The following is a 21,798-nucleotide window of genomic DNA, read 5'->3' on the forward strand; positions in this document are numbered from 1 at the left end:
CTTGGCGATGGCGGCGACGCGGGTCTGCGCAGCAGAGACCACGCCTTGCCGACCCTTGTGCGCTTCTTCGTAGGCGATGATCACGCGAACGTCGCGCGGGACGGTGAGTTCTTTGATCGCACCCACGGCTTCGTTGACGTTCAGCTCGTCGTAGTTCTTGATCGGAAGCTCGCTGGCGTCCAGCACGCCGACGGACTCCCGGCCCGAGTGCAGAGCGTCGGCGACTTCGTCAGCGCCCTCGTTGCGAGTGACTCGTTCCGCCGCCCGCAGAGCGGCGTTCTGCGATGCCGAGATCGCCTTGGCCGCGATCTCGCTGGCGTTGCCACCCCGCTTCACCAGCTCGTTGAACGCGGGACCGGCATTGCGCAGCGTCTCGACGGCGCGGTCGATACCCCGAGCCGACCAGGTGACCGGCAGATTGACGAACTTGACCGCGGCACCGGCAGCGGCCTGCACAGGCGTGCGGCGCAGCGCGGCCGGACCACCCAACGCGTCCTCGGCCAGCACGGTGGTCAACCAGTCCACGGTCGCCGAGTGCGCGGTGATCAGACGCTCCGCCAGCTTCTCGACGTCCTTGTTGTTTGCCGCGATGGCCAGCGCCTTGGTGTAGCGCGAGCGGTCCAGCAGCTGGTCTTCGAGCGCGAGGTCACCCAACAGCGCTTCGTCGAACGGCTCGGCCTGTTCGGTCAGCGCCTTGACCGCTGCGGCGGCGCGACCCAGGAACGGACCGATCACGTCGGGGTATCCGCCGAGGTCCCGAATCGCTGACTGGATGGCCTCCGCGCGCTCGCGACCGTTGGCGGCATTCTGCTCGAGTTCGCGGCGAACGGCTTCGGTGCGGGCTTGAGCTATCCGGGTTTCAGCGACCTGGATCTCGGTGTTGGTCAGATCGAGCAGAGTCCGCAGTTGCGCGAGCAATCTGGTCGTATCCGGTGCAGTCATTAGTGTGGTGCCTCCCTGAATTTGACTGGTGATGTTGGCGCACGGTGCGCCGGTACTAGGTCGGCTACCCGTTGATCCAGAGGTCAAAAGAGCATGCGTGGGTTTGTGACGTAAATCGCACTATCGGGCTCACCCGGGCCACGCAAACGAGCACCGCCGCCGAAGGCTCAAACGAAATACAAAGTCAGATAACGTAATTCAATCGCTGAACGATCCTGCCGGCCACTTCATCGTCGCCGCCGAGTTCGACGTCCTGACTGCGAGCGGGACACAATGGACGCCCACCACCGAGCCTGGTGAACTGCAATCCGTCGACCCGAATCGTCGCCGTCGGCTCCTGGTCGGCGAAACCTTCGACCAACTGGGCGCGACCGTCGACGCGGACCCGGATGTCCCGGGCGAGCGGACCGGTCAGTTCGAACAACACCCGCGAGCCGTCGGGCGCCTGGCCCAGTTTGCCGACGACGAAAGCCATGCTTGCCGACATCTCGTCGAGGGAAAGGCGCGCCGCCGGTCCGTCCAACTCCTGGTCGGACGACGGGCGCTGTAAGCCCACCCGAATGTCCTGCTCGTGCATCCAACAGTCGAAGACGCGGATGCGCATGAACCTTCCGTAGCTGTCCATGCCTGCCGGCGTGGGCAGCACCGCGTTCCAGTCGTCGTCGGACATGTCCTGCAGCACGTTGCGGCGAGTGGCGGTGATCTCCTGGAACCGCTTGAGCACTTGGGTGCCCGATTCTTTGCTGAGTGCGCGAACCCAGCATTCGTTCATCACCCCGATGTCGTTGCGCACGTGATCGAGCGCCTTGACGTCGATATCGGGTTCCGGCGGACTGATGCCCTGCAGGAACGATTCGGTGCCGATGATGTGCGACACGACCGCCTTCACATCCCAGCCGGTCAGCGCGCTGGGCGCCGCCCAGTCCGGTTCGGACAGGCCGTCCAGCAGCGCGTCGAGTTCGTCCCACACGGCGAAGAGACCCGCCAGCACGTCGGACTTGTCCAGCAGGGTCACGGGACGGTCAGCCATGCTCGGATACTAGTGGTGATCGCAAGAGCGGCGGAGCCCGTCGCAGCGGATCGCCACCATCAGGCCCAGCGCGATCGCAAGAGCGGCGGAGCCGGTCACAGCGGATCGCCACCATCAGGCCCAGCGCGATCGCAAGAGCGGCGGAGCCGGTCGCAGCGGATCGCCACACCGGAGCTCGCGGCGCTGTCGCGTTCCGGTGAGCCTGGGTGTTCCAGTGAGCCTGGGCTTTCAGCGTGAAACCAGGGCTTTCAGCGTGAAACCAGGGCTTTCAGCGTGAAACCAGGGCTTTCAGGGTGAATCCTGGGCGGGTTTTATCCGATTTTTCCACCGTGGGCGCACGCCGAAAGCCCTCGCTTCACACCCAACGCCAACGATGCACATCGAAGTCGTGCAGTAGTCGTGCAGTAGCAAGGAATACCCCACCGTCGCGCCGGGACGCTATCCCGCGAGGGCCCACAAATGTACGCGCAGAGCACCATGTCTCTGGCATTTGCGGACCACGAAAGCGCCCCGGAGTAACGCGAACGAACGCGTCAGGCCATACCTTTGGCGCGCCGACCCAGCTCCCGGACCACTTCCCGCTGCGCGTCGCGCCGCGCCATGTCCTGCCGCTTGTCGTGCGCCTGCTTACCGCGCCCCAACGCCAGCTCGACTTTGACCTTGCCCTCGAAGAAGTACATCGACAGCGGCACAAGCGCGTAGTTGCCCTCACGGATCTTGCCGATCAGCTGGTCGATCTGGCGGCGGTGCAGCAGCAGCTTGCGGTTGCGCCGCGGCTCATGATTGGTCCAGCTGCCGTGCCGGTATTCCGGGATGCGCACGTTGCGCAGCCAGATCTCACCGTCATCGACCGTGGCGAACGCATCGACCAGCGACGCGTGCCCCTCGCGCAGGCTCTTGACCTCGGTACCCTGCAGCGCCACCCCGGCCTCGAACACCTCGAGAATCGCGTAGTTGTGCCGGGCCTTGCGGTTGCTGGCGATGATCTGTCTGCCGTCCCCTCGTCGCTTTGACGGCGGCTTCTTGGCCACGACCTATCGCCGAATGTAGAGGCGCAACGTGCCGTATGCCGTCAGGCCGGCCATCGCCACACCCACCAAGAACAGCCACGGCGCGATGTAGACGATGTTCCAGTAGTCGATCTTGGCGATCAGGTTGGCTTGGTAGAACTGGCGCAGCGCGTTCTCCAGGAACAACGCCCGCACGGCGACCAGGCCGAGGATCGCGATGATCACCCCGATGGTCGCGGCCAGCATCGACTCCACCAGGAACGGCAGCTGCGTGTACCAGCGGCTGGCTCCGACCAACCGCATGATGCCGATCTCGGTGCGACGCGTGTAGGCCGCGACCTGCACCATGTTCGCGATCAGCAGGATCGCGGCGACGGCCTGGACCAGCGCGACCGCGAACGCCGCGTTGCTCAGCCCGTCGAGCACCGCGAACAGTCGGTCGATCAGCTCCTTCTGGTTGAGCACCGAGAGCACGCCGGGCTGGCCCGATATCGCGGCGTCAAAGTCCTTGTGCTGCTCGGGGTTGGTGAGCTTGACGATGAACGACGCGGGGAACGAATCCTTGCCGGCGATCTCCTTGTACTGCGGAAACTTGCCGATCGCGTCGTTGTAGGCGTCGTCCCGGTTGAGGAACCGCACCGACCTGACGTCCTGCCTCTTCTCGATCGTCTCGCGCAGGGCCTTGCACGGGTTGGTCGTGCAACCGGGGTCGTTGGCGGAGACGTCGTCGGTGAGGAACACCTGCGTCTCGACCCGGTCGAGGTAGATCGCACGCGAGTCGTCGGCCAACTGCACCACCAGCAGTCCGCCGCCGAACAAGGCGATGGAGATCGCGGTTGTCAGGATCATCGCAACCGTCATGGTGACGTTGCGGCGAAGCCCGGTCAGGACCTCGTTGAGTAGGAATCCGAAGCGCACTTAGCGATCCATCCCGTAGACGCCACCCTGTTCGTCGCGAACCAGCCTGCCCAGCGACAACTCGACCACACGCTGCCGCATCGCGTCCACGATGTGGTGGTCGTGTGTCGCCATCAACACCGTCGTGCCGTTGCGGTTGATCCGCTCCAACAAATCCATGATGTCCTTACTGGTGTCCGGGTCGAGGTTGCCGGTGGGCTCGTCGGCAAGCAGCACCAGCGGCCGGTTGACATAGGCGCGAGCGATCGCCACCCGCTGCTGCTCCCCGCCGGAGAGCTCGTGCGGCAACCGGTTCGCCTTGCCCGACAGCCCGACGGTTTCGAGCACCTCGGGCACGACTTTGTTGATCGCGTCGGCGCGCCTGCCGATGACTTCCAGGGCGAACGCCACGTTGTCGTAGACGGTCTTCTGCTGCAGCAACCGGAAGTCCTGGAAGACGCAGCCCATCACCTGACGCAGCTTCGGTACGTTGCGCCCCCGCAGCTTGTTGACGTGGAACTTCGACACCCGGATGTCGCCGGACGTGGGTACCTCCGCGGCGAGCAGCAGCCGCATGAAGGTCGACTTGCCCGACCCCGACGGGCCGATGAGGAAGACGAACTCACCCTTGTCGATCTGGACGTTGATGTCGTCCAACGCCGGACGCGCCGACGATTTGTACTGCTTGGTGACATGTTCGAGGGTGATCATCACGGCACGCCAGTGTAGCGGGGTGTCTGGCCGGGCAGCGAAAGTCAGCGCGCCGGCTGCGTCGACGTCGTCGTCGGACCCGGTCCCTGTTGCGGCGGCGGTCCCGAGGTCGGGCCCGGAGTCGTCGTGGGCACGCACAACGGCGGGATGCACGGCAGCTGGATCAGCGGAGTGGTCGTCGTCGTGGTGGTAACCGGCGGCGGGGGCGGCGTTGTCGTCGTCGGCACAGGAGTCGACGCCGGCGTGCGCTGCGGTTGTTGCACCCTGGTGCGCGGCACCCAGGTGTAATCCGGATCCGGCACATAGCCGGGCGGCACCACTTGGGCCGGCGGATTGTTGGTGCGCGGTTGCTCGTGGGGACGATACGTTTCGTAGGTCCACCAGAGCGCGAGGAACGCCACTATCAATACCACCGTTGAGGTGCGGATTCGACCGCCGAACAAGTGACTCGGCGCGCGCTGCTCATCTTTATCACGCCGCTGCTGCAGCAGATTCAGCCGAAGTTTCATCGTCGCGTCACCTGCCCCGCGGTCTTGTCGGGATCGGCCACCTCACCGCCCTCGTGGTCGTCGACACCCGCGTCGTCGACCACGCCGACCTTCGCATCGGCTGCCGTCACGATGCCCGCCTTGGCCAGCGCACGAATGACCAGCACCCGCAACTGTCGGCCGGCCTCGAACTGCTTGCCCGGCAGCGTGCGGGCGACCAGTCGCAACGTGACGGTACTGAGTTCGATGCTCTCCACCCCCATCACGGTGGGTGCGTCCAGCAGGAGGTCACCCAAGTTCGGGTCGTCGAGTGCCCGCTCACACTCGTCGTGCAGGACCTCGTTCACCCGGTTGAGGTCTGCGCTGGTCGAGACGGGGATGTCGACGACCGCGCGCGCCCAGTCCTTGGAGAGGTTGATCGTCTTGATGATCGAGCCATTGGGAATGGTGAACAGCTCACCGTCCGAGGAACGCAACCGGGTGACCCGCAACGTGACGTTCTCTACCGTGCCGCGGGCTTCGGCCGCGATCCCCGAAACCGTCAACGAGACCAGGTCGCCGAACCCGTACTGCTTCTCGACGATGATGAAGAATCCCGACAGCAGGTCTTTGACCAGCTGTTGAGCCCCGAAGCCCAGCGCGGCGCCCACCACTGTCGCCGGCGCGATGAGACCGCTCACCGAGAACTGCAACAAGCTGCCGATCTGCACGATCACCACGATCGAGATCAACACGATGGACACCCAGGAGATCACCGACGCCACCGCCTGGCGGTGCTTGGTCGCCTCCGAGCGCACCAGCGCGTCGCTTTCGGTGAACCCGACGTCGAGCTGGCGCGTCACCCGTTGGGCCACCCACTGCACGAAACGGGCGGCGAGCATCGCTCCGATCACCAGCATGGCGATCCGCAGTCCACGGGTGATGATCCATTCGCCGATCTGGCCGCGCCAGAAGTCCTGCCAGCGCTGCGCCGCATCGGCGAGATTCATTGAAAAAGCCTGTGTATTAGTCGTCATCTTTTCTGTTGCGCCACCGGATCCCCGCCTCCAGGAATCCGTCGATGTCTCCGTCCAGGACGGCCGTCGGGTTGCCCACCTCGAACTCGGTGCGCAGATCCTTGACCATCTGATAGGGGTGCAGCACATATGACCGCATCTGGTTTCCCCAGGAGCTGCCGCCGTCGCCCTTAAGGGCGTCGAGCTCCGCGCGTTCTTCGGAACGCTTGCGCTCCAACAACTTTGCCTGAAGCACTCGTAAAGCCGAAACCTTGTTCTGCAGTTGCGACTTCTCGTTCTGGCAAGTCACGACAATACCCGTTGGGATGTGGGTTAAACGAACCGCCGAGTCGGTGGTGTTCACCGACTGACCGCCCGGCCCACTGGAGCGGTAGACGTCCACCCGGATGTCGCCTTCAGGGATTTCGATGTGGTCGGTGGTCTCCACCACGGGGAGCACTTCGACCTCGGCGAAGGACGTCTGACGTCGGCTTTGGTTGTCGAACGGGCTGATCCGCACCAGCCGGTGGGTGCCCTGCTCGACGGACAGCGTGCCGTAGGCGAACGGCGCATGCACGGCGAAGGTGGCGCTCTTGATGCCCGCTTCTTCGGCATAGGACGTGTCGAACACCTCAACGCCGTATTTGTGCTGCTCAGCCCAGCGGATGTACATCCGCATCAGCATCTCGGCCCAGTCGGCGGCGTCTACTCCACCCGCACCGGAGCGGATTGTGACCAAAGCCTCACGTTCGTCGTACTCACCGGACAGCAAAGTACGCACTTCGGTGGCTTCGATGTCGGCGCGCAACGCCTTGAGTTCGGCATCGGCTTCGGCGAGCGCAGTATCGCCTTCTGCCCCTGCCTCTTCACTGGCCAACTCGTAGAGCACGGGCAGATCGTCCAGCCGCTGCCGCAGTTCTTCGATGCGGCGAAGCTCGCCCTGGGTGTGCGACAGCTCGCTGGTCACCTTCTGCGCGCGCGCCTGGTCGTCCCACAGGTTCGGGTCGGACGCCTCCTGCTCGAGCTTCTCGATCCGGCTCTTCAGACCGTCGACGTCGAGCACCCGTTCGACCGTCGTGAGGGTGGAGTCCAGAGCGGCGATGTCTGCTTGACGGTCAGGTTCCACAGGCGCTTACGTTACCGGCAGCACCGTCTAGCATCAGGAGACCAGTGCACCGCCCGACCGCAACGCGCAGCCCGGCTTCAGCCCCCGCGTCGCAGCCGGGCACGAACAGAAGGCACAAGCATGCGTCCTTATCACGTCGCGATCGTCGGCTCCGGTCCGTCGGGCTTCTTCGCCGCAGCTTCCCTGCTCAAAGCCGCCGACGCGTCCGACGACATCGACGTGGCCGTCGACATGCTGGAAATGCTGCCGACGCCGTGGGGATTGGTGCGCTCGGGTGTCGCACCCGACCACCCCAAGATCAAGTCGATCAGCAAACAGTTCGAGAAGACCGCGGGCGACGCCCGCTTCCGTTTCTTCGGCAACGTGGTCGTCGGGGAGCACGTCGAGGCCGGCGAGCTCGCCGAACAGTACGACGCGGTGATCTACGCGGTCGGCGCGCAGTCGGACAAACCGTTGAACATCCCCGGTGAGAACCTCGTCGGGAGCATCTCGGCGGTCGACTTCGTGGGTTGGTACAACGCGCACCCGCACTTCGAAGAGAAGACGCCGAACCTCTCGGGCGCCCGCGCGGTGGTCGTGGGCAACGGCAACGTCGCCATCGACGTCGCCCGGATCCTGGTCACAGATCCCGACGTGTTGGCCCAAACCGACATCGCCGATCATGCGCTGGAGTCGCTGCGTCCGTGCGGAGTCGAAGAAGTGGTGATCATCGGTCGACGCGGACCGCTGCAGACGGCGTTCACCACGCTGGAGCTGCGTGAGCTCGGTGAACTCGAGGGCGTCGACGTGATCGTCGACCCGGCTCAGTTCGCCGACATCACCGACGAGGACGCCGAGGCCGCGGGCAAAACCACCAAGCAGAACATCAAGGTGCTACGCGGCTACGCCGAGCGCGAACCCCGTCCCGGCCACCGGCGCATCGTCTTCCGTTTCTTCACCTCGCCCATCGAGATCCAGGGTGAGAGCCAGGTCGAACGAATCACGTTGGGCCGCAACGAATTGGTCGTCGACGACAGCGGATGGGCATCGGCCAAGGACACCGGCGAACGCGAGGAACTTCCGGTGCAGTTGGTCGTCCGCTCGGTCGGCTACCGCGGTATCCCCACCCCCGGGCTGCCGTTCGACGACAAGCGCGGCACCATTCCACACAGCGACGGCCGGATCGACGGCAGCCGCAACGAATACGTCGTCGGCTGGATCAAACGCGGCCCGACCGGGGTCATCGGCACCAACAAGTCGGATTCGCAGGACACCGTGGACACCTTGCTCGCTGATCTGGCCGGGGGCGGGGGGACCGAGCGGCCGGACGACCACGCGGACCGGCTGGCCGACTGGCTGGCCGAACGTCAGCCGAAGGTCGTCACCTCGGCGCACTGGGATGTCATCGACCAGTTCGAGCGGGCGGCCGGTGAGCCGCACGGCCGGCCGCGGGTCAAGCTGCCCAACCTGGCCAGGCTGCTGGACATCGGGCACGGCTGACGACGGTGCTCGCTCACATTTGAGATCCGCACGGCCCCGCGCGGCTGCGGAGTGTGAATCGTCGGCTTTGAGTGTGAACCGTTGGCTTTGATTGTGAATACACGGCTTTCAGAGTGAAAGCAGGGCGGGATTCTAGTGAAGATTCCACCCAGGCTTCACTCGCAACGCCCTGGCTTCACACCCAACGCCCAGACTTCACACGCAACGCCCTGGCTTCACACGCAACGTCCAGCGCCGCAGACCAGCCGACGCAGGCCCCCACTATCCCAGTAGCACTCCGGGATTGAGGATTCCGGCCGGGTCCAGCGTCTGCTTGACCGCACGCAGTGCGGCGGCGAACGGCCCCGGACGTTGTCGGTCATACCAGGGACGGTGATCGCGACCGACCGCATGGTGATGGGTGATGGTGCCCCCGGTGCTGCTGATCGCTTCGGACACAGCGGCTTTCATCTCGTCCCACTGTGCATCCAGCGACCCCCACCGTCCGCCGGCGTAGATGCCGTAATACGGCGCCGGACCGTCGGGGTAGACATGGGTGAACCGGCACGTCACCACTCCGGCACCGCAGACCCGCTCGATCGCGGTCCGCGCGGCGTCGGTCACCGCGGCGTGCAGCGCATCGAATCCGTCCCAGGTGCAAGCGGTTTCGAACGTCTCGGCGATGACGCCGCGGCGCGCGAGGGCGTCTCGCTGATAGGGCATGCGCAGGAAGGCCGAGCGCCAGCTCTCCGAAGCATCGTCGGACCGGTCGGGCTCGGAGTCGCGGCTGCGCCGGGCGACGACGGTGCCGCCGTGCTCGGCGGCGATCTCGACGGCGCGGTTGAGCCACGGGTCGATCGGGTGGTCCGCCGACTCGAAGGCCAACACCAGCAGCCCGCCGCTCACCGAGGTGCCCGCGTTGAGGAACGCCTCGGCGGGGTCGAGCAACCGACAGTTCGCCGGGAAGAGTCCGGCTTGCGCGATCGAGCGGGTCGCGGCGACCGCGCCGGCCCACCGGTCGAACGCCACCGACGCCGTGACCTGCCAACGGGGACGGTTCTGCAGGCGCATCCACGCCTCGGTGATGACGCCGAGGGCGCCCTCGGAGCCTATGAACAGCCGGTCCGGGGATGGCCCTGCCCCCGACCCCGGCAGTCGTCGCGATTCGCTGATCCCGGCGGGGGTGACCACCCGCACCGACTCGGTCAGGTCGTCGATGTGGGTGTAGAGGGTGGCGAAGTGCCCACCGGCACGGGTGGCCAGCCAACCCCCGAGGCTGGAGAACGCGAACGACTGCGGAAAGTGCCGCAACGTCAGATCGTGCCGCCGGAGCTGGTCCTCGATCCAGGGCCCGAGCGCACCGGCCTGGATGCGGGCGGCCCGGCTGACCGCGTCGACTTCGACGACCGCGCTCATCGCGCTGACGTCCAGGGTGATCGCGGGTCCGTCGAAACGGGGCTCCACTCCCCCGACCACAGAGCTGCCACCTCCGTACGAGATCACCGAAATCCCTTCGCGCCCACACCAATCGAGCACATCGACGACATCCTGCTCGCGTCGCGGCCGCACAATCAGGTCCGGAACGTGGTCGATGGTGCCCTGCAGGTTGCGCGCGACGTCGCGAAACGCCTTGCCGCGCGCGTGGCCGACCCGGTCCACCACATGGGCCGAGCACAGCGCGGCCAGTGCCGCGGGTGGGGTGATCCGCGGACCCGGCAAGCCGAGCGCGCCCGGGTCGGGCGGGCGGTGGTCGGTCAGGTCGTGGCCGGGCAGCATCGCCGCCACCCGGGCCGCCAGATCCTTGGTCTCCCGCTCGGTGAGGGCTTGCTCGAGGGTTCCCCAACCCCACCACGAGCGCATGGCGGTGGCGTCAGCGCCGCAGCATGACGAAGGCCCCGCCGGCGACCAGCAGCACCAGCGCCAGCGCGATGCCCCAGCCCGCGCCGGCGAATACCCAGGTGACCGCCACCAGCGCGATCAGCGGCGACACCGCGAACAGCACTATCCCCGGATTCTGCCTGATCACCGCCAGCGCACTCCTGGCCCGGATCGGATCGATTTCCTTGCCCGCCATCCGTTCAGAATGCCAGGTGGGCACCACAATGCAAACGTCGGACCGCTCCGAAAACCGCCGTGAACCATTCCGGCAACTTCCGCAGCTAACTGAAGTGCCAGTGCGGCAACGGATTCCGATGCGAACGTGGCCGAGGTGACCAAAGCCCCTACCGGCCAGGCGCTACGCTCCGTAACGTCGGGGTCATGGACATGGAAGTCCTGCGGAACGCGGTCCTGCTGGCGGGCCGGGCTCCGTCGGTACACAACAGTCAGCCGTGGCGGTTCGTGGCCGACAATGCGACCGTCCACTTGTTCGTCGATCGGGACCGAACTGTGCCTGCCACAGACCATTCCGGCCGCGAAGCGCTCATCAGCTGCGGCGCGGCGCTCGACCATCTGCGCGTCGCGATGAATGCCGCCGGTTGGCGAGCCGGCGTCGCCCGTTTTCCCAACCCGAACAACCCGAGCCATCTGGCGGCCGTGGACTTCAGCCCGACCGATCACGTCACACCGGCGCAGCGCAACCGCGCCGAGGCCATCCTGCAGCGCCGCACCGATCGGCTTCCGTTCGCACGTCCGGCATTCTGGGACCAGTTCGAACCGGTGCTGCGCGGCATCGTCGACGACGAGGTGGCCACGGTCGACGTGCTCGACGACGACCAGCGGCCCCGCTTGGTCGGAGCGTCCCGGCTCACCGAAGCACTGCGGCGCGACGACTCGTCATATCACGCCGAACTCGACTGGTGGACTTCGCCGTTCGTCTTGTCCGACGGTGTGCCGCCGTCCGCGCTGGCCTCCGACACCGAAAGCCGCCGGGTCGATGTGGCACGGGATTTCCCGGTCCGCGGCCACCAGGATCGGCGTCGGGAAATGACCGCGGACTGGTCGAAGATCGTCGTCTTGTCCACTCCCGAGGACACCAGGACGGACGTACTCAGGTGCGGCGAAGTACTGTCGACGGTGCTACTCGAATGCACCATGGCCGGCATGGCGACCTGCACCTTGACTCATGTGATCGAAACCGACGAGAGCCGAGACATCGTGCGCGACCTGATCGGGAAACGCGGCGAACCGCAGGTCCTGATTCGCGTCGGGATCGCCCCGGTGATGGAACCCATTCCCCCACCGACACCCCGGCATCCGCTGGATGCCGTTTTCGAAGTCCGTCGCAACGCCCCAGGAGATAGGTTGAGCCGATGACCGACGAACCCTTCACCGTCCTGTCGACAAGTGAGAGTTGGGATCTGCTGGGCAGCGCCGCGCTTGGCCGGCTGGTGACCAACTTTGCCGGGGAACCGGAAATCTTTCCGGTGAACTACGTGGTGCAGGGCCAGACCATCCTGTTTCGCACCGCCGAGGGCACCAAACTGTTCTCCGCCGTGGCGAACCACACCGTGGTCTTCGAAGCCGACGATCACAACGCCGCGGAAGGCTGGAGTGTGATCGTGCGGGGTCGCGCGCATCAATTGAAGGCCGACAAGGACATTCAGGAAGCCGATCGCGCCGGGCTGTATCCGTGGATCGCGACCCGAAAGCCCAATTACGTGCGGATAGTCGCCACCGACATCACCGGTCGCCGTTTCGTTTTCGGCCCGGAACCCGACGGCAACGAGACCGTCACCTAAGCCGGTTGCGGGCAGGGCCAAAGGTCCCTCGCCGCCAGGGCTTGCGCCTCTGGCCGTCGCGGTGATCGACAGACGATCCTTGGATGAACGACCCCCGGTGATCGACAGGAGGAGCCCGGCGACCATGAACGTGTCATTTCCGGATGCCGGCACGCTGCGGACGGTTCTCACCCTGGCCACCCGTGCGCCGTCGATCCACAACACGCAACCGTGGCGCTGGCGGGTGGGCGCTGACACGCTGCAATTGTTCGCCGAACCCGACATGCAGCTGCAGAGCACCGATCCCGACGGCCGCGACCTGATCATCAGTTGCGGTGTCGCGCTGCATCATTGCGTGGTGGCACTGGCCTCGATGGGCTGGCACGCCAAGGTGAGCCGCCTGCCCGACCCGGACAATCCCCGCCACCTGGCCACCGTCGAGGTGGTGCCACAGGCTCCGGACCAGACCGACATCGCACTGGCGGCGGCCATTCCGCGGCGGCGCACCGATCGGCGTGCCTACAGTTCCTGGCCGGTGCCGGGCGGCGATATCGCCCAGATGGCGGCCCGGGCCGCACGCTGCGGGGTGATGCTTCGCCAGGTGGATAGCGTGCAGCGGATGAAAGATATTGTGGCGCGGGCTGTTTGGGACCACGCGACCGACGACGCTTACATGCGGGAACTCACCACATGGAGCGGCCGGTACGGCTCGGTGGCTGGGGTTCCGGCCCGCAACGCTCCACCGTCGGACCCCGACGCCCCGATCCCAGGCCGGCTGTTCGCCGGCGCCGGGCTGGCGCAACCGTCAGGCGTCTCCCCGGCCGACGACAGCGCCGCAGTGCTGGCGCTGGGCACCGAAAGCGATGACCGGCTGGCACGGTTGCGCGCGGGCGAGGCCACCAGCGTGGTGCTGTTGAGCGCCACCGCGATGGGCTTGGCTTGCTGTCCGATCACCGAGCCGTTGGAGATTCCCGAGACCCGTGCCGCAGTGCGCTCAGATGTGTTCGGCGCCAGCGGTTTTCCGCAGATGCTGTTGCGGGTGGGATGGGCCCCGATCAACGCCGACCCGCTCCCGGCCACCCCGCGGCGTCGTCTGGTCCGCGTCGTGGACTGGCCCGGCCAGCAACTGGAGGAGCCGCTATTGGAGGAGCGGCGCTGACCAGCGCAACAGCGTGCCACCGGAAGACTGGTTCGCGATGGAGAAGTCGCCGCCGACCTCCTCGGCACGTCGACGCAGGTTGGTCAGGCCGCTGGCGGTGAAATCCTGCGGCATTCCGCGGCCGTTGTCGCTGACCTCGATGCACAGATCGTCTTCGACCCTGATCCGCACCGTCACCATGCCGGCCTGCGCGTGCCGGGCGGCGTTGCTGACCGCTTCCCGGACCACCGCTTCGGCGTGATCGGCCAACCCGCCGTCGACCACCGACAGCGGACCCACGTACTGGACCGTGGTACGCAATCCGGATCCGCCGAATTGCCCGACGGCGGCGTCGATCCGCTGCCGCAACCGGGTGATGCCCTGGGAGGACCCGTGCAGGTCGAAGATGGCGGTCCGGATCTCCTGGATGACCGCCTGCAGATCGTCGATCGACTCCGAAAGCCGCTGCTGCACTTCGGGTTCTCGGGTGCGCGGCACCGCGCCCTGCAACGACAGGCCCACCGCGAACAGGCGCTGGATCACGTGATCGTGCAGATCCCGGGCGATGCGGTCGCGGTCGGTGAGCACGTCGAGCTCACGCATCCGGCGCTGCGAGGTGGCCAGCTGCAGAGCCAGCGCCGCCTGGTCGGCGAAGGCGGCCATCATCTCGAGTTGTTCGTCGGTGAACGATCCCGGACTGCCGTGGCGCAGCAGCACCACCACCCCGGCGACGGTGTCGGTGTCCCCGGCGCGCAACGGCAACAGCAGAGCAGGCCCCGCGTAGGCCAAGCCGTCGAGGTCGATCCGGTCGACCTGGCGCGGCGCGCTGTCGACCAACACCTCGCCGACGGCCGACCCCGCCACCGGAATGGTCTTTCCGGCAACGGCATTCGCCGGGCTGCCGACCGTCTCGATGACCAGCATCTCGGCGACGTCGAGGGCCGGCTGGCTCTCGTCGAGCGGTACGGCGACCACGGCGGCATCGGCGTCGGTCAGCTTGAGCGCCTCCTCGGCGACCAGCCGGAACACCGTCGAAGGTTCGGCGCCAGAGAGCAATTCGGTGGCGATGTCGCGGGTGGCCTCGATCCAGGACTGGCGCGTGGTGGCCTGCTGGTAGAGGCGCGCATTGGTGATGGCAATGCCCGCCGCCGCGGCCAGCGCCTGCACCAGCACCTCGTCGTCGTCGCTGAACGGTTGCCCGTTGGTCTTGTCGGTCAGATACAGGGTGCCGACGGATTCGTCGCGGACCCGCACCGGAACTCCGAGGAAGGTCCGCATGGACGGGTGATTCGGCGGGAAACCCACCGACGCAGGGTGCTGCGAGAGATCGTCCAGCCGTAGCGGTTTGGGTTCGTCGATGAGCAGCCGGATCAGACCGAGACCCTCGGGTAGGTGCCCGATACGCCGGACGGTCTCCTGGTCGATGCCCTCGTAGACGAAATGCAGCACCCGGTTGTCCCGGCCGTGCACCTCCAGTGCGCCGTAGCGGGCGTCGACCAGATTGGTCGCGGAGTGCACGATCGAGCGCAGGGTGGCATTGACTTCCAGCCCCGAGGTGACCACCAGCATGGCTTCCAGCAGACCGTCGAGCCGATCGCGGCCTTCCACGATCTGTTCGACCCGATCCTGCACCTCGGCCAGCAACTCACGCAGACGCAGCCCGGACAGCGTCTGGCGCAACGGATGCATGTCGTTATCCATTGCCAGGCGGCCGGGACCGTTTCAATTCCGTTGCGAAAACCGCGGCTTGGGTTCGGCGCTCCATGCCCAGCTTCGCCAGCAACCGCGACACGTAGTTCTTCACCGTCTTCTCGGCAAGAAACATGCGGTCGGCGATCTGCTTGTTGGTCAGGCCTTCGCTGAGCAGACTCAACAACGTCCGCTCCTGGTCGGTCAGGCCCGACAGCGGGTCCGGCCGCTCGGTGGCATCTCGCAACTTGGACATCAACGCCGCCGCGGCGCGATTGTCCAGCAGCGACCGGCCCGCACCCACGTCTTTGACGGCGCGCGCCAATTCCATCCCCTTGATGTCCTTGACCACGTAGCCACTCGCCCCGGCCAGAATCGCATCGAGCATCGCCTCGTCGGACGTGTACGAGGTGAGGATGAGGCATCGCAGTTCGGGCATGCGGGACAACAGATCACGGCACAGTTCGATGCCGTTGCCGTCCGGCAACCGCACATCGAGGACCGCCACATCGGGGTTGGCCGCCGGTATCCGGGCCATCGCTTCGGCGACCGAACCGGCCTCACCGACGACGTCGAGTTCGGGGTCGGCGCCCAGCAGGTCGATCAGTCCGCGGCGGACCACTTCGTGGTCGTCGACCAAGAAGACCTTTACCAAGGCTGCACTCCCCTTTGGCGTCACTACAAGTTGCCGCACCGCACAGTCAGTACCGACGATCCCGCGTTGTACACGCTGCACACCTGCGCCGCGTGGGCATCGGTGACGAACAGTTGCCCCGGAGCGCCGTGGTGGGCCATATACCGGCCGGCATGTCCACCCACGATGGCCGACTCGATCCTGACGTCGGGATACAGCCGGGTCCAGCGCGCCAACCGCCGATCCAATTGCGCTTGGGCCAAATGGCTTCCGTCGTCGGATCCCCGGGCGCAGGCAGCACGCACGGAGATGGCGCGCAGCGGAACCTCACGCAGCCGGGCCTCCTCGAAGGCGTGTCGCAACACGGAACCATTGTCCACTTCGGCGACGACGCGCCCGATCTGGGGGGTTGACGCGTCGTCGGGCGCACGGTGGATCACCGCCACCGGGCACAGCGCCGACCCGGCCAGGGCACCCGCAACCGACCCTTTGCCGCACCGGGCGTGATTGACTCCCATCGAGCCGACGCAGATCATCGCGGCCGACCGCGATTCGGCCATCAACTTGTTCAGTGGTTTGCCCCAAAGGATTTCGGTTTCCATCGTGACCAGCGCGCCCGTCGCCTCGACCGCCCGATAAGCGTCATAGAGCGCCGTACGGGCGACGGACTGGCGCGCGTCGACGTCATCGCCGACGGAGGCGTACGCGGGGTCTATGACGTAGATCAGTCGCAGCGGGATGTCGCGGCTGACCGCCTCGTCGACCGCCCACAGAGCCGCGTGCAGCGCCGCCTTCGACCCGTCTATACCGACGACGACGGCCGGAGCTTCGAAGCTGTTCATCGCCGTCTCCCTTCACTTCGATCCGTTCGGCTAATCCGAACGTATTGCCGGGCGGACGGCGTTTACAGAGGAATTGGTCCCCGGGACAGGGCCATTGGTCCCGGAAAATGGGTGGGGATGACCTCTTGCCAGCGTGCCGAATCCAGAATTGGATGTTGATAGGCACACACACCCAGCCCGTGCGTGAGATGCCTGGCGAATCCAGCCCACCGTCCAGACAGGAGTCCCTGAATGGCTGTGCAAGAAGTCCCGTCCTCCACTAATCCGCGTGATCCGTCGCCGAAGCCACTGGTGGGCAGGGGGTGGATTCAGGGCGTCGCGTTGGTGATGATCTTCGGGTTCTTCGTGATGGGAATCCTGGCCTACCGCACCTACACGGCGGCGATGCCGATGCCGGACAAGGTGGTCACCGAGTCGGGACAGGTGTTGTTCACCGGGGAAGACATCACCAAAGGTCAAGAGATCTACCAGGCCCGCGGTCTGATGGAGTACGGATCGGTACTGGGCCACGGCGCTTATCTGGGCCCCGATTACACGGCCGACTATCTGCGGATGGCCACCGACGACGTCGCGAACCAATTCCGCGCCGAAGGTGTCACCGAGCCGCGTGAGCGGGTGGTCAACGAATTCCGCACCAACCGCTACAACGCCGAAAACAAGACGCTGGTATTCACCAACCGGCAGGCCACGGCGTTCGACCACATCCAGAATCACTACGCCGAGATACTCGGGGAGAACTCCACCAAGTACGGCCTGCTGCCCGAGCTGATCACCGACAAGACCCAAATCCGCCAGCTCACCGCGTTCTACGCCTGGACGGCGTGGGCGGCGGCGGCCGAACGCCCCGGCCACAAGTACTCCTACACCAACAACTGGCCGTCCGAGCAGCGCGTCGACAACGGTCCGACCGCATCGGTGATCGTGTGGTCGGCGCTGTCACTGATCGCACTGCTGGGCGGCATCGGCATCATGTTCGCCGTCTACGGGCGGTGGAGCCAGAAGGTGGGTTGGCACGGCGCCGAGTCGTCCACCCTGTCGTTCCGCCAACCCGGGCAGGTGGGCCTGACTCCCGCTCAACGGGCCTGTGTGTGGTTCTTCGCGGTTGTGGCGGTGCTGTTCCTGGTGCAGACGCTGCTGGGCGCGGCGGCCGAGCACTACCGGGCCGACCTGTCGACGTTCTTCGGCATCGACCTGGCCCGCATACTGCCGTACAACCTGGCCCGGACCTGGCACCTGCAACTGGCCTTGTTCTGGACCGCTGCCGCCTTCCTGGCCGGCGGGATCTTCCTGGTGCCGTTCATCGCCCGCCGCGAGCCGAAGCGTCAGGCGACGCTGGCTTACGTGCTGCTGGGCGCGGTCGCGCTGGTGGTGTTCGGATCGATGATCACCGAGGCGCTGTCCATCTACGGTGTGATCCCCGAAGGTGGGCTGTTCTCCCAGCAGTGGGAGTACCTGGATTTGCCGCGGCTGTGGCAGATACTGCTGATCGTCGGGATGTTCGTGTGGATCGCGATCATCTGGCGCGGCATGCGGGCCCGGCTCAAGGGCGAGTCGAAGATGAACATGCCCTGGCTGTTCTTCTTCTCCGGACTGGCGATCCCGGTGTTCTACACCGTCGGCCTGCTGGCCGGCAGCGACACCCACTACACCGTCGCCGACTTCTGGCGGTTCTGGGTGGTGCATCTGTGGGTCGAGGACTTCCTCGAGCTGTTCACCACGGTGATGGTGGCCTACATGTTCGTGCTGCTGGGAGTGGTGCGTGAACGCATCGCGCTGGGCGTGATCTTCCTCGACGTCATCCTGTACTCGGCCGGCGGCGTCATCGGCACCATGCACCATCTGTACTTCTCCGGCACCCCGGTGGAGCACATGGCGCTCGGCGCGTTCTTCTCCGCGGCCGAGGTCATTCCGCTGACCTTCCTGACGGTCGAGGCGTGGGCGTTCCTGCAGTTGGGTTCGCGCCAGCAGACCGGCGACGCCAACCCGTTCCCGCACCGCTGGGCGGTGATGTTCCTGGTGGCCGTGGGCTTCTGGAACTTCCTGGGCGCCGGCATCTTCGGGTTCCTGATCAACCTGCCGGTGGTGTCCTACTACCAGATCGGCACCGCGCTGACCGCCAACCACGGCCACGCGGCCATGATGGGCGTGTACGGAATGCTCGCCGTCGGGCTGGCCATGTTCGCGTTCCGCTACGTGATCCCGGCCGACAAGTGGCCGGAGAAGCTGGCCCGAATCTCGTTCTGGTGCATGAACATCGGCCTGGCCTGGATGGTGTTCGTCACGCTGCTGCCGCTGGGTGTGATGCAACTGTTCCACTCGGTCAACGACGGCTACTACGAGGCGCGGTCGCTGGGCTACATCACCAAGCCGGGCAACGCGGTGCTGGAGTGGCTGCGGATGCCCGGGGACCTGATCCTGATCGTGGGCGGAGTGTTGCCGTTCGTGTGGATCGCGTTGCTGGCACTGCGCAACTTCCGGTCCGGCACCACCGTCGAGGAACTGCCCGAGCACCCGCTGTACACCGAGAACACCACGGTGGAGCCGGCAGTGGCGAAGGACTGATCGGTGGCACCACCCGCGACCTCGGTATGGCTGATTGCCGGTTACTCGCTGATACTGCTGGCCGTCGGGTGGTGCTTCGACGCGATGGCACGGCACGCCTCGGCGCGGGCGGCGGCCTGGCGCACCGGGCAGTTCCGCTACCGCCCGGACCATGACGCCTGGGTGTGTCCGCAGGATCACTGGCTGTGGCCGACGTCGTTCGATCCCAAGCACCGGGTGATGCGCTACCGGGCGCTGCCGGTGGTGTGCAACAGTTGCCCGGTCAAATTGTCCTGCACCTCCTCCGAGCACGGCCGGGAGATCAGCCGGGACGTCGATCCGTGGCCGCATTCCGAAGCGGGCCGGTTCCACCGCGGAATCGCCTGCAGCGTGGCCGCATTCGGGATCGTGCTGCCGCTGGCGATGCTGATCGCCAATCATTCCGCGGCCGACGTGCTGGTACTGGCGGGCACCATCGTGGTGGTAGCGCTGTTGGGTGCGCCACTGGCCCGCCACTTTTGGAACACCCCGGCCAACGCGCCGGACCATCTGCCCCACCGCACCGCGATCGAGGATCAGGTGGCCGCCGCGGTCGACCGCTATTCGACCCGCTGGGGGGGTTGGGAAGGCAAGGAGGACAAGACATGACCGGTGCGGTGCTGGGGGTTGCCGGCGTCGGGATAGTGCTGTTGGGTGTGCTGGCCGTGCTATCGCTGGCCGTGCTGCGCGAATACGAACGCGGCGTGGTGTTCCGGATGGGTCACGTGCGACCGCTGTATCAGCCCGGCCTGCGTTTCTTGGTCCCGTTGTTGGACAAGATGATCCGAGTCGACCAGCGGTTGGTGACTTTGACCATCCCGCCGCAGGAGGTGATCACCCGCGACAACGTGCCGGCGCGAGTGAACGCCGTGGTCATGTTTTCGGTGACCGATCCGCTGAAAGCGATTCTGGCAGTGGAGAACTACGCGGTGGCCACCTCGCAGATCGCGCAGACGACATTGCGGTCGCTGCTGGGACGCGTCGACCTAGACACCCTGCTGGCCCATCGCGAAGACCTCAACAGTGACCTGCGCACCATCATCGAGAAGATGACCGAGCCGTGGGGTGTGCAGGTGCGCGTGGTGGAGATCAAGGACGTCGAGATCCCCGAGTCGATGCAGCGCGCCATGGCGCGCGAAGCCGAAGCCGAACGGGAGCGTCGCGCGAAGGTGATCAACGCACGCGGCGAACTACAGGCGTCCGAGGAGCTGCGCGAGGCGGCCGAGACCCTCTCCAAGAGTCCGGCGTCGCTGCAGTTGCGTTATCTGCAAACGCTGCTGGAGTTGGGTGCCGATCAGAACTCGACGGTGGTCTTCCCGCTGCCCGTCGACATCATCACGCCGTTCCTGCGCAATCCGGACGCGTTGCGGGGCGTGATCGACAACGTCAACAACGCCGGCGTCAATCACCACGACTGATTTCGGGCGCTTCTCCGGGTGGTTCGGACGGCGCGAAACTCCAATTGTCCGGATTGTTCGGTGAGTACACGACGGGAAGCTGTTGTCCCATCACCGGCCAGGGCGTGCCGTCGCCGACGACCATGCGGCCATGGACGGCGTGCTCGTTGACCGTGGGTCCGTTGATGACCCCGGAAATCGTGACGAACTGTTGTCCGCCGTCATCGGGCAACCCGGCGCTGACCCCGGTGACCAGCAGCGTGCCGCTGGCCAGCGCGCCTCGCGGCCCTGGCCGCATGAACCGCGGCACGATGAGCGCCAACAGCACGGCCACCAGCAACAGCAGCACCATGAATTCCCACACAAGGCCATGGTAGGACTGCTGACATGGGCGAAGACCTGCAGTTCGCACTGGCGCTGGCCGACCGTGCCGACGCCTTGACCCGTGACCGCTTCGGCGCACTCGATTTGCACATCGACACCAAGCCCGATTTGACCCCGGTGACCGACGCCGACCGCACCGTGGAAACCGAATTGCGAGAAGCGATCGCGGTCGGGCGGCGCGGCGACGACGTGCTGGGCGAGGAGTTCGGCGGGACGGCAACGTTGCGCGGACGGCAGTGGGTGATCGACCCGATCGACGGCACCAAGAACTTCGTGCGCGGGGTTCCGGTGTGGGCCACCCTGATCGCGCTACTCGAGGACGGCGTCCCGGTCGTCGGCGTGGTGAGTGCTCCCGCCTTGCAGCGCCGGTGGTGGGCCGCGCACGGCCAGGGCGCGTTCGCGTCGGCCAACGACGCCGCACCCCGTCGGCTGTCGGTTTCGGCTGTGGCAGAACTGGATTCGGCCAGCCTGTCGTTCTCGAGCCTGTCCGGGTGGGCAGCACTGGGACTTCGCAACAACTTCCTCGAACTGACCGACGCGGTCTGGCGGGTGCGCGCCTACGGCGATTTTCTGTCCTATTGCCTGCTGGCCGAGGGGGCCGTCGACATCGCCGCCGAGCCGGAAGTGTCGGTCTGGGATCTGGCCGCGCTGGACATCGTGGTGCGCGAGGCCGGCGGTCGCTTCACCAGTTTGGACGGCGCCGCCGGACCGCACGGCGGCAGCGCGGTCGCGACCAACGGTCTGCTGCATGACCGCGTGCTGAACAGCCTGCGCACCGCTGTGAATTAGCTAACACGGCGCTATCTATCTTACTCCGG

22 protein-coding genes are annotated in these 21,798 nt (G+C 66.1%); 8 read left to right on the forward strand and 14 right to left on the reverse strand.

Annotation, left to right across the window (positions count from 1 at the left end; all coding sequences use genetic code 11):
* The 8 genes from AC5Y47_RS21880 to prfB all read right to left on the reverse strand — a co-directional run.
* The coding region (locus AC5Y47_RS21880; protein ID WP_499946350.1) for a ferritin-like domain-containing protein at window positions 1-942 on the reverse strand (942 nt) is incomplete at its 3' end.
* 184 nt (window positions 943-1,126) lie between these two features.
* A complete protein-coding gene (locus AC5Y47_RS21885) occupies window positions 1,127-1,972 on the reverse strand; it encodes a maleylpyruvate isomerase family mycothiol-dependent enzyme (RefSeq protein WP_499946351.1) in 846 nt (281 codons plus the stop codon).
* A 533-nt stretch (window positions 1,973-2,505) separates the two neighbouring features.
* Window positions 2,506-3,003, reverse strand: coding sequence for an SsrA-binding protein SmpB (gene smpB / locus AC5Y47_RS21890; protein ID WP_499946352.1), 498 nt, complete (start codon window positions 3,001-3,003; stop codon window positions 2,506-2,508).
* A gap of 3 nt (window positions 3,004-3,006) precedes the next feature.
* Window positions 3,007-3,900: a permease-like cell division protein FtsX gene (gene ftsX / locus AC5Y47_RS21895; protein WP_499946353.1), complete on the reverse strand. Its 894-nt coding sequence runs from the start codon at window positions 3,898-3,900 to the stop codon at window positions 3,007-3,009.
* On the reverse strand, window positions 3,901-4,590 hold the full coding sequence (ftsE, locus tag AC5Y47_RS21900; protein WP_499946394.1) for a cell division ATP-binding protein FtsE: 690 nt from the start codon (window positions 4,588-4,590) through the stop codon (window positions 3,901-3,903).
* A 44-nt stretch (window positions 4,591-4,634) separates the two neighbouring features.
* On the reverse strand, window positions 4,635-5,099 hold the full coding sequence (locus AC5Y47_RS21905) for an Rv3103c family proline-rich protein (protein ID WP_499946354.1): 465 nt from the start codon (window positions 5,097-5,099) through the stop codon (window positions 4,635-4,637).
* Window positions 5,096-6,094, reverse strand: coding sequence for a mechanosensitive ion channel family protein (locus AC5Y47_RS21910; protein ID WP_499946355.1), 999 nt, complete (start codon window positions 6,092-6,094; stop codon window positions 5,096-5,098). The genes AC5Y47_RS21905 and AC5Y47_RS21910 overlap by 4 nt, the downstream gene beginning before the upstream one ends.
* On the reverse strand, window positions 6,084-7,199 hold the full coding sequence (prfB, locus tag AC5Y47_RS21915) for a peptide chain release factor 2 (protein ID WP_499946356.1): 1,116 nt from the start codon (window positions 7,197-7,199) through the stop codon (window positions 6,084-6,086). The genes AC5Y47_RS21910 and prfB overlap by 11 nt, the downstream gene beginning before the upstream one ends.
* Window positions 7,200-7,319: 120 nt before the next feature.
* Here prfB and AC5Y47_RS21920 point away from each other — a divergent pair, with 120 nt between their 5' ends.
* The gene (locus tag AC5Y47_RS21920) at window positions 7,320-8,678 is read left to right on the forward strand and encodes an FAD-dependent oxidoreductase (protein ID WP_499946357.1); all 1,359 of its coding nucleotides are present in this window, start codon (window positions 7,320-7,322) and stop codon (window positions 8,676-8,678) included.
* Between the two features lie 261 nt (window positions 8,679-8,939).
* On the opposite strand, the gene AC5Y47_RS21925 is transcribed toward AC5Y47_RS21920, so the two are convergent.
* Both AC5Y47_RS21925 and AC5Y47_RS21930 read right to left on the reverse strand, forming a co-directional pair.
* Window positions 8,940-10,517: an FAD-binding oxidoreductase gene (locus AC5Y47_RS21925; protein ID WP_499946358.1), complete on the reverse strand. Its 1,578-nt coding sequence runs from the start codon at window positions 10,515-10,517 to the stop codon at window positions 8,940-8,942.
* 10 nt (window positions 10,518-10,527) lie between these two features.
* Window positions 10,528-10,731, reverse strand: coding sequence for a hypothetical protein (locus tag AC5Y47_RS21930; RefSeq protein WP_499946359.1), 204 nt, complete (start codon window positions 10,729-10,731; stop codon window positions 10,528-10,530).
* A 191-nt stretch (window positions 10,732-10,922) separates the two neighbouring features.
* On the opposite strand from AC5Y47_RS21930, the gene AC5Y47_RS21935 reads away from it, so the two are divergent.
* The 3 genes from AC5Y47_RS21935 (at window position 10,923) to AC5Y47_RS21945 (ending at window position 13,475) form a co-directional block, all read left to right on the forward strand.
* Window positions 10,923-11,912, forward strand: coding sequence for an Acg family FMN-binding oxidoreductase (locus tag AC5Y47_RS21935; protein ID WP_499946395.1), 990 nt, complete (start codon window positions 10,923-10,925; stop codon window positions 11,910-11,912).
* The gene (locus AC5Y47_RS21940) at window positions 11,909-12,337 is read left to right on the forward strand and encodes a pyridoxamine 5'-phosphate oxidase family protein (protein WP_499946360.1); all 429 of its coding nucleotides are present in this window, start codon (window positions 11,909-11,911) and stop codon (window positions 12,335-12,337) included. The genes AC5Y47_RS21935 and AC5Y47_RS21940 overlap by 4 nt, the downstream gene beginning before the upstream one ends.
* A gap of 124 nt (window positions 12,338-12,461) precedes the next feature.
* Window positions 12,462-13,475 (forward strand): Acg family FMN-binding oxidoreductase, encoded by a 1,014-nt coding sequence (locus AC5Y47_RS21945; protein ID WP_499946361.1) that lies wholly within the window; start codon window positions 12,462-12,464, stop codon window positions 13,473-13,475.
* On the opposite strand, the gene AC5Y47_RS21950 is transcribed toward AC5Y47_RS21945, so the two are convergent.
* Genes AC5Y47_RS21950 through AC5Y47_RS21960 form a run of 3 tightly spaced genes read right to left on the reverse strand, consistent with a single transcriptional unit; the run spans window position 13,455 to window position 16,619 of the window.
* Window positions 13,455-15,155 carry a GAF domain-containing sensor histidine kinase gene (locus AC5Y47_RS21950; protein ID WP_499946362.1) on the reverse strand — a complete coding sequence of 567 codons (1,701 nt, stop codon included), beginning with the start codon at window positions 15,153-15,155 and terminating at the stop codon, window positions 13,455-13,457. The genes AC5Y47_RS21945 and AC5Y47_RS21950 overlap by 21 nt on opposite strands.
* Window positions 15,148-15,798 (reverse strand): hypoxia response regulator transcription factor DosR/DevR, encoded by a 651-nt coding sequence (gene dosR, locus AC5Y47_RS21955; RefSeq protein WP_499946363.1) that lies wholly within the window; start codon window positions 15,796-15,798, stop codon window positions 15,148-15,150. The genes AC5Y47_RS21950 and dosR overlap by 8 nt, the downstream gene beginning before the upstream one ends.
* A gap of 23 nt (window positions 15,799-15,821) precedes the next feature.
* Complete coding sequence (locus AC5Y47_RS21960; protein ID WP_499946364.1) at window positions 15,822-16,619, reverse strand: universal stress protein; 798 nt, start codon at window positions 16,617-16,619, stop codon at window positions 15,822-15,824.
* Window positions 16,620-16,850: 231 nt separating this feature from the next.
* Here AC5Y47_RS21960 and AC5Y47_RS21965 point away from each other — a divergent pair, with 231 nt between their 5' ends.
* Genes AC5Y47_RS21965 through AC5Y47_RS21975 form a run of 3 tightly spaced genes read left to right on the forward strand, consistent with a single transcriptional unit; the run spans window position 16,851 to window position 20,617 of the window.
* Window positions 16,851-19,181: a nitric-oxide reductase large subunit gene (locus tag AC5Y47_RS21965; protein WP_499946365.1), complete on the forward strand. Its 2,331-nt coding sequence runs from the start codon at window positions 16,851-16,853 to the stop codon at window positions 19,179-19,181.
* Between the two features lie 3 nt (window positions 19,182-19,184).
* A complete protein-coding gene (locus AC5Y47_RS21970; protein WP_499946366.1) occupies window positions 19,185-19,808 on the forward strand; it encodes a hypothetical protein in 624 nt (207 codons plus the stop codon).
* Window positions 19,805-20,617, forward strand: coding sequence for a slipin family protein (locus tag AC5Y47_RS21975; RefSeq protein WP_499946367.1), 813 nt, complete (start codon window positions 19,805-19,807; stop codon window positions 20,615-20,617). Before AC5Y47_RS21970 ends, AC5Y47_RS21975 begins: the two co-directional genes overlap by 4 nt.
* On the opposite strand, the gene AC5Y47_RS21980 is transcribed toward AC5Y47_RS21975, so the two are convergent.
* Window positions 20,601-20,960 (reverse strand): hypothetical protein, encoded by a 360-nt coding sequence (locus AC5Y47_RS21980; protein ID WP_499946368.1) that lies wholly within the window; start codon window positions 20,958-20,960, stop codon window positions 20,601-20,603. The two genes, AC5Y47_RS21975 and AC5Y47_RS21980, sit on opposite strands and share 17 nt — an antisense overlap.
* 23 nt (window positions 20,961-20,983) lie before the next feature.
* On the opposite strand from AC5Y47_RS21980, the gene hisN reads away from it, so the two are divergent.
* On the forward strand, window positions 20,984-21,769 hold the full coding sequence (hisN, locus tag AC5Y47_RS21985; protein ID WP_499946369.1) for a histidinol-phosphatase: 786 nt from the start codon (window positions 20,984-20,986) through the stop codon (window positions 21,767-21,769).
* Window positions 21,770-21,798: the final 29 nt, after the last annotated feature.

It is taken from the genome of Mycobacterium sp. NGS22 (genome assembly GCF_059813095.1).

Excerpts from the sequence above, each read along its gene's own strand:
- AC5Y47_RS21885 (WP_499946351.1), bottom strand. The coding sequence starts at position 1,972 with ATGGCTGACCGTCCCGTGACCCTGCTGGACAAGTCCGACGTGCTGGCG.
- ftsE (WP_499946394.1), bottom strand. The coding sequence starts at position 4,590 with ATGATCACCCTCGAACATGTCACCAAGCAGTACAAATCGTCGGCGCGT.
- AC5Y47_RS21905 (WP_499946354.1), bottom strand. The coding sequence starts at position 5,099 with ATGAAACTTCGGCTGAATCTGCTGCAGCAGCGGCGTGATAAAGATGAG.
- AC5Y47_RS21910 (WP_499946355.1), bottom strand. The coding sequence starts at position 6,094 with ATGACGACTAATACACAGGCTTTTTCAATGAATCTCGCCGATGCGGCG.
- AC5Y47_RS21920 (WP_499946357.1), top strand. The coding sequence starts at position 7,320 with ATGCGTCCTTATCACGTCGCGATCGTCGGCTCCGGTCCGTCGGGCTTC.
- AC5Y47_RS21925 (WP_499946358.1), bottom strand. The coding sequence starts at position 10,517 with ATGCGCTCGTGGTGGGGTTGGGGAACCCTCGAGCAAGCCCTCACCGAG.
- AC5Y47_RS21930 (WP_499946359.1), bottom strand. The coding sequence starts at position 10,731 with ATGGCGGGCAAGGAAATCGATCCGATCCGGGCCAGGAGTGCGCTGGCG.
- AC5Y47_RS21935 (WP_499946395.1), top strand. The coding sequence starts at position 10,923 with ATGGAAGTCCTGCGGAACGCGGTCCTGCTGGCGGGCCGGGCTCCGTCG.
- AC5Y47_RS21940 (WP_499946360.1), top strand. The coding sequence starts at position 11,909 with ATGACCGACGAACCCTTCACCGTCCTGTCGACAAGTGAGAGTTGGGAT.
- AC5Y47_RS21945 (WP_499946361.1), top strand. The coding sequence starts at position 12,462 with ATGAACGTGTCATTTCCGGATGCCGGCACGCTGCGGACGGTTCTCACC.
- AC5Y47_RS21950 (WP_499946362.1), bottom strand. The coding sequence starts at position 15,155 with ATGGATAACGACATGCATCCGTTGCGCCAGACGCTGTCCGGGCTGCGT.
- AC5Y47_RS21960 (WP_499946364.1), bottom strand. The coding sequence starts at position 16,619 with ATGAACAGCTTCGAAGCTCCGGCCGTCGTCGTCGGTATAGACGGGTCG.
- AC5Y47_RS21965 (WP_499946365.1), top strand. The coding sequence starts at position 16,851 with ATGGCTGTGCAAGAAGTCCCGTCCTCCACTAATCCGCGTGATCCGTCG.
- AC5Y47_RS21975 (WP_499946367.1), top strand. The coding sequence starts at position 19,805 with ATGACCGGTGCGGTGCTGGGGGTTGCCGGCGTCGGGATAGTGCTGTTG.
- hisN (WP_499946369.1), top strand. The coding sequence starts at position 20,984 with ATGGGCGAAGACCTGCAGTTCGCACTGGCGCTGGCCGACCGTGCCGAC.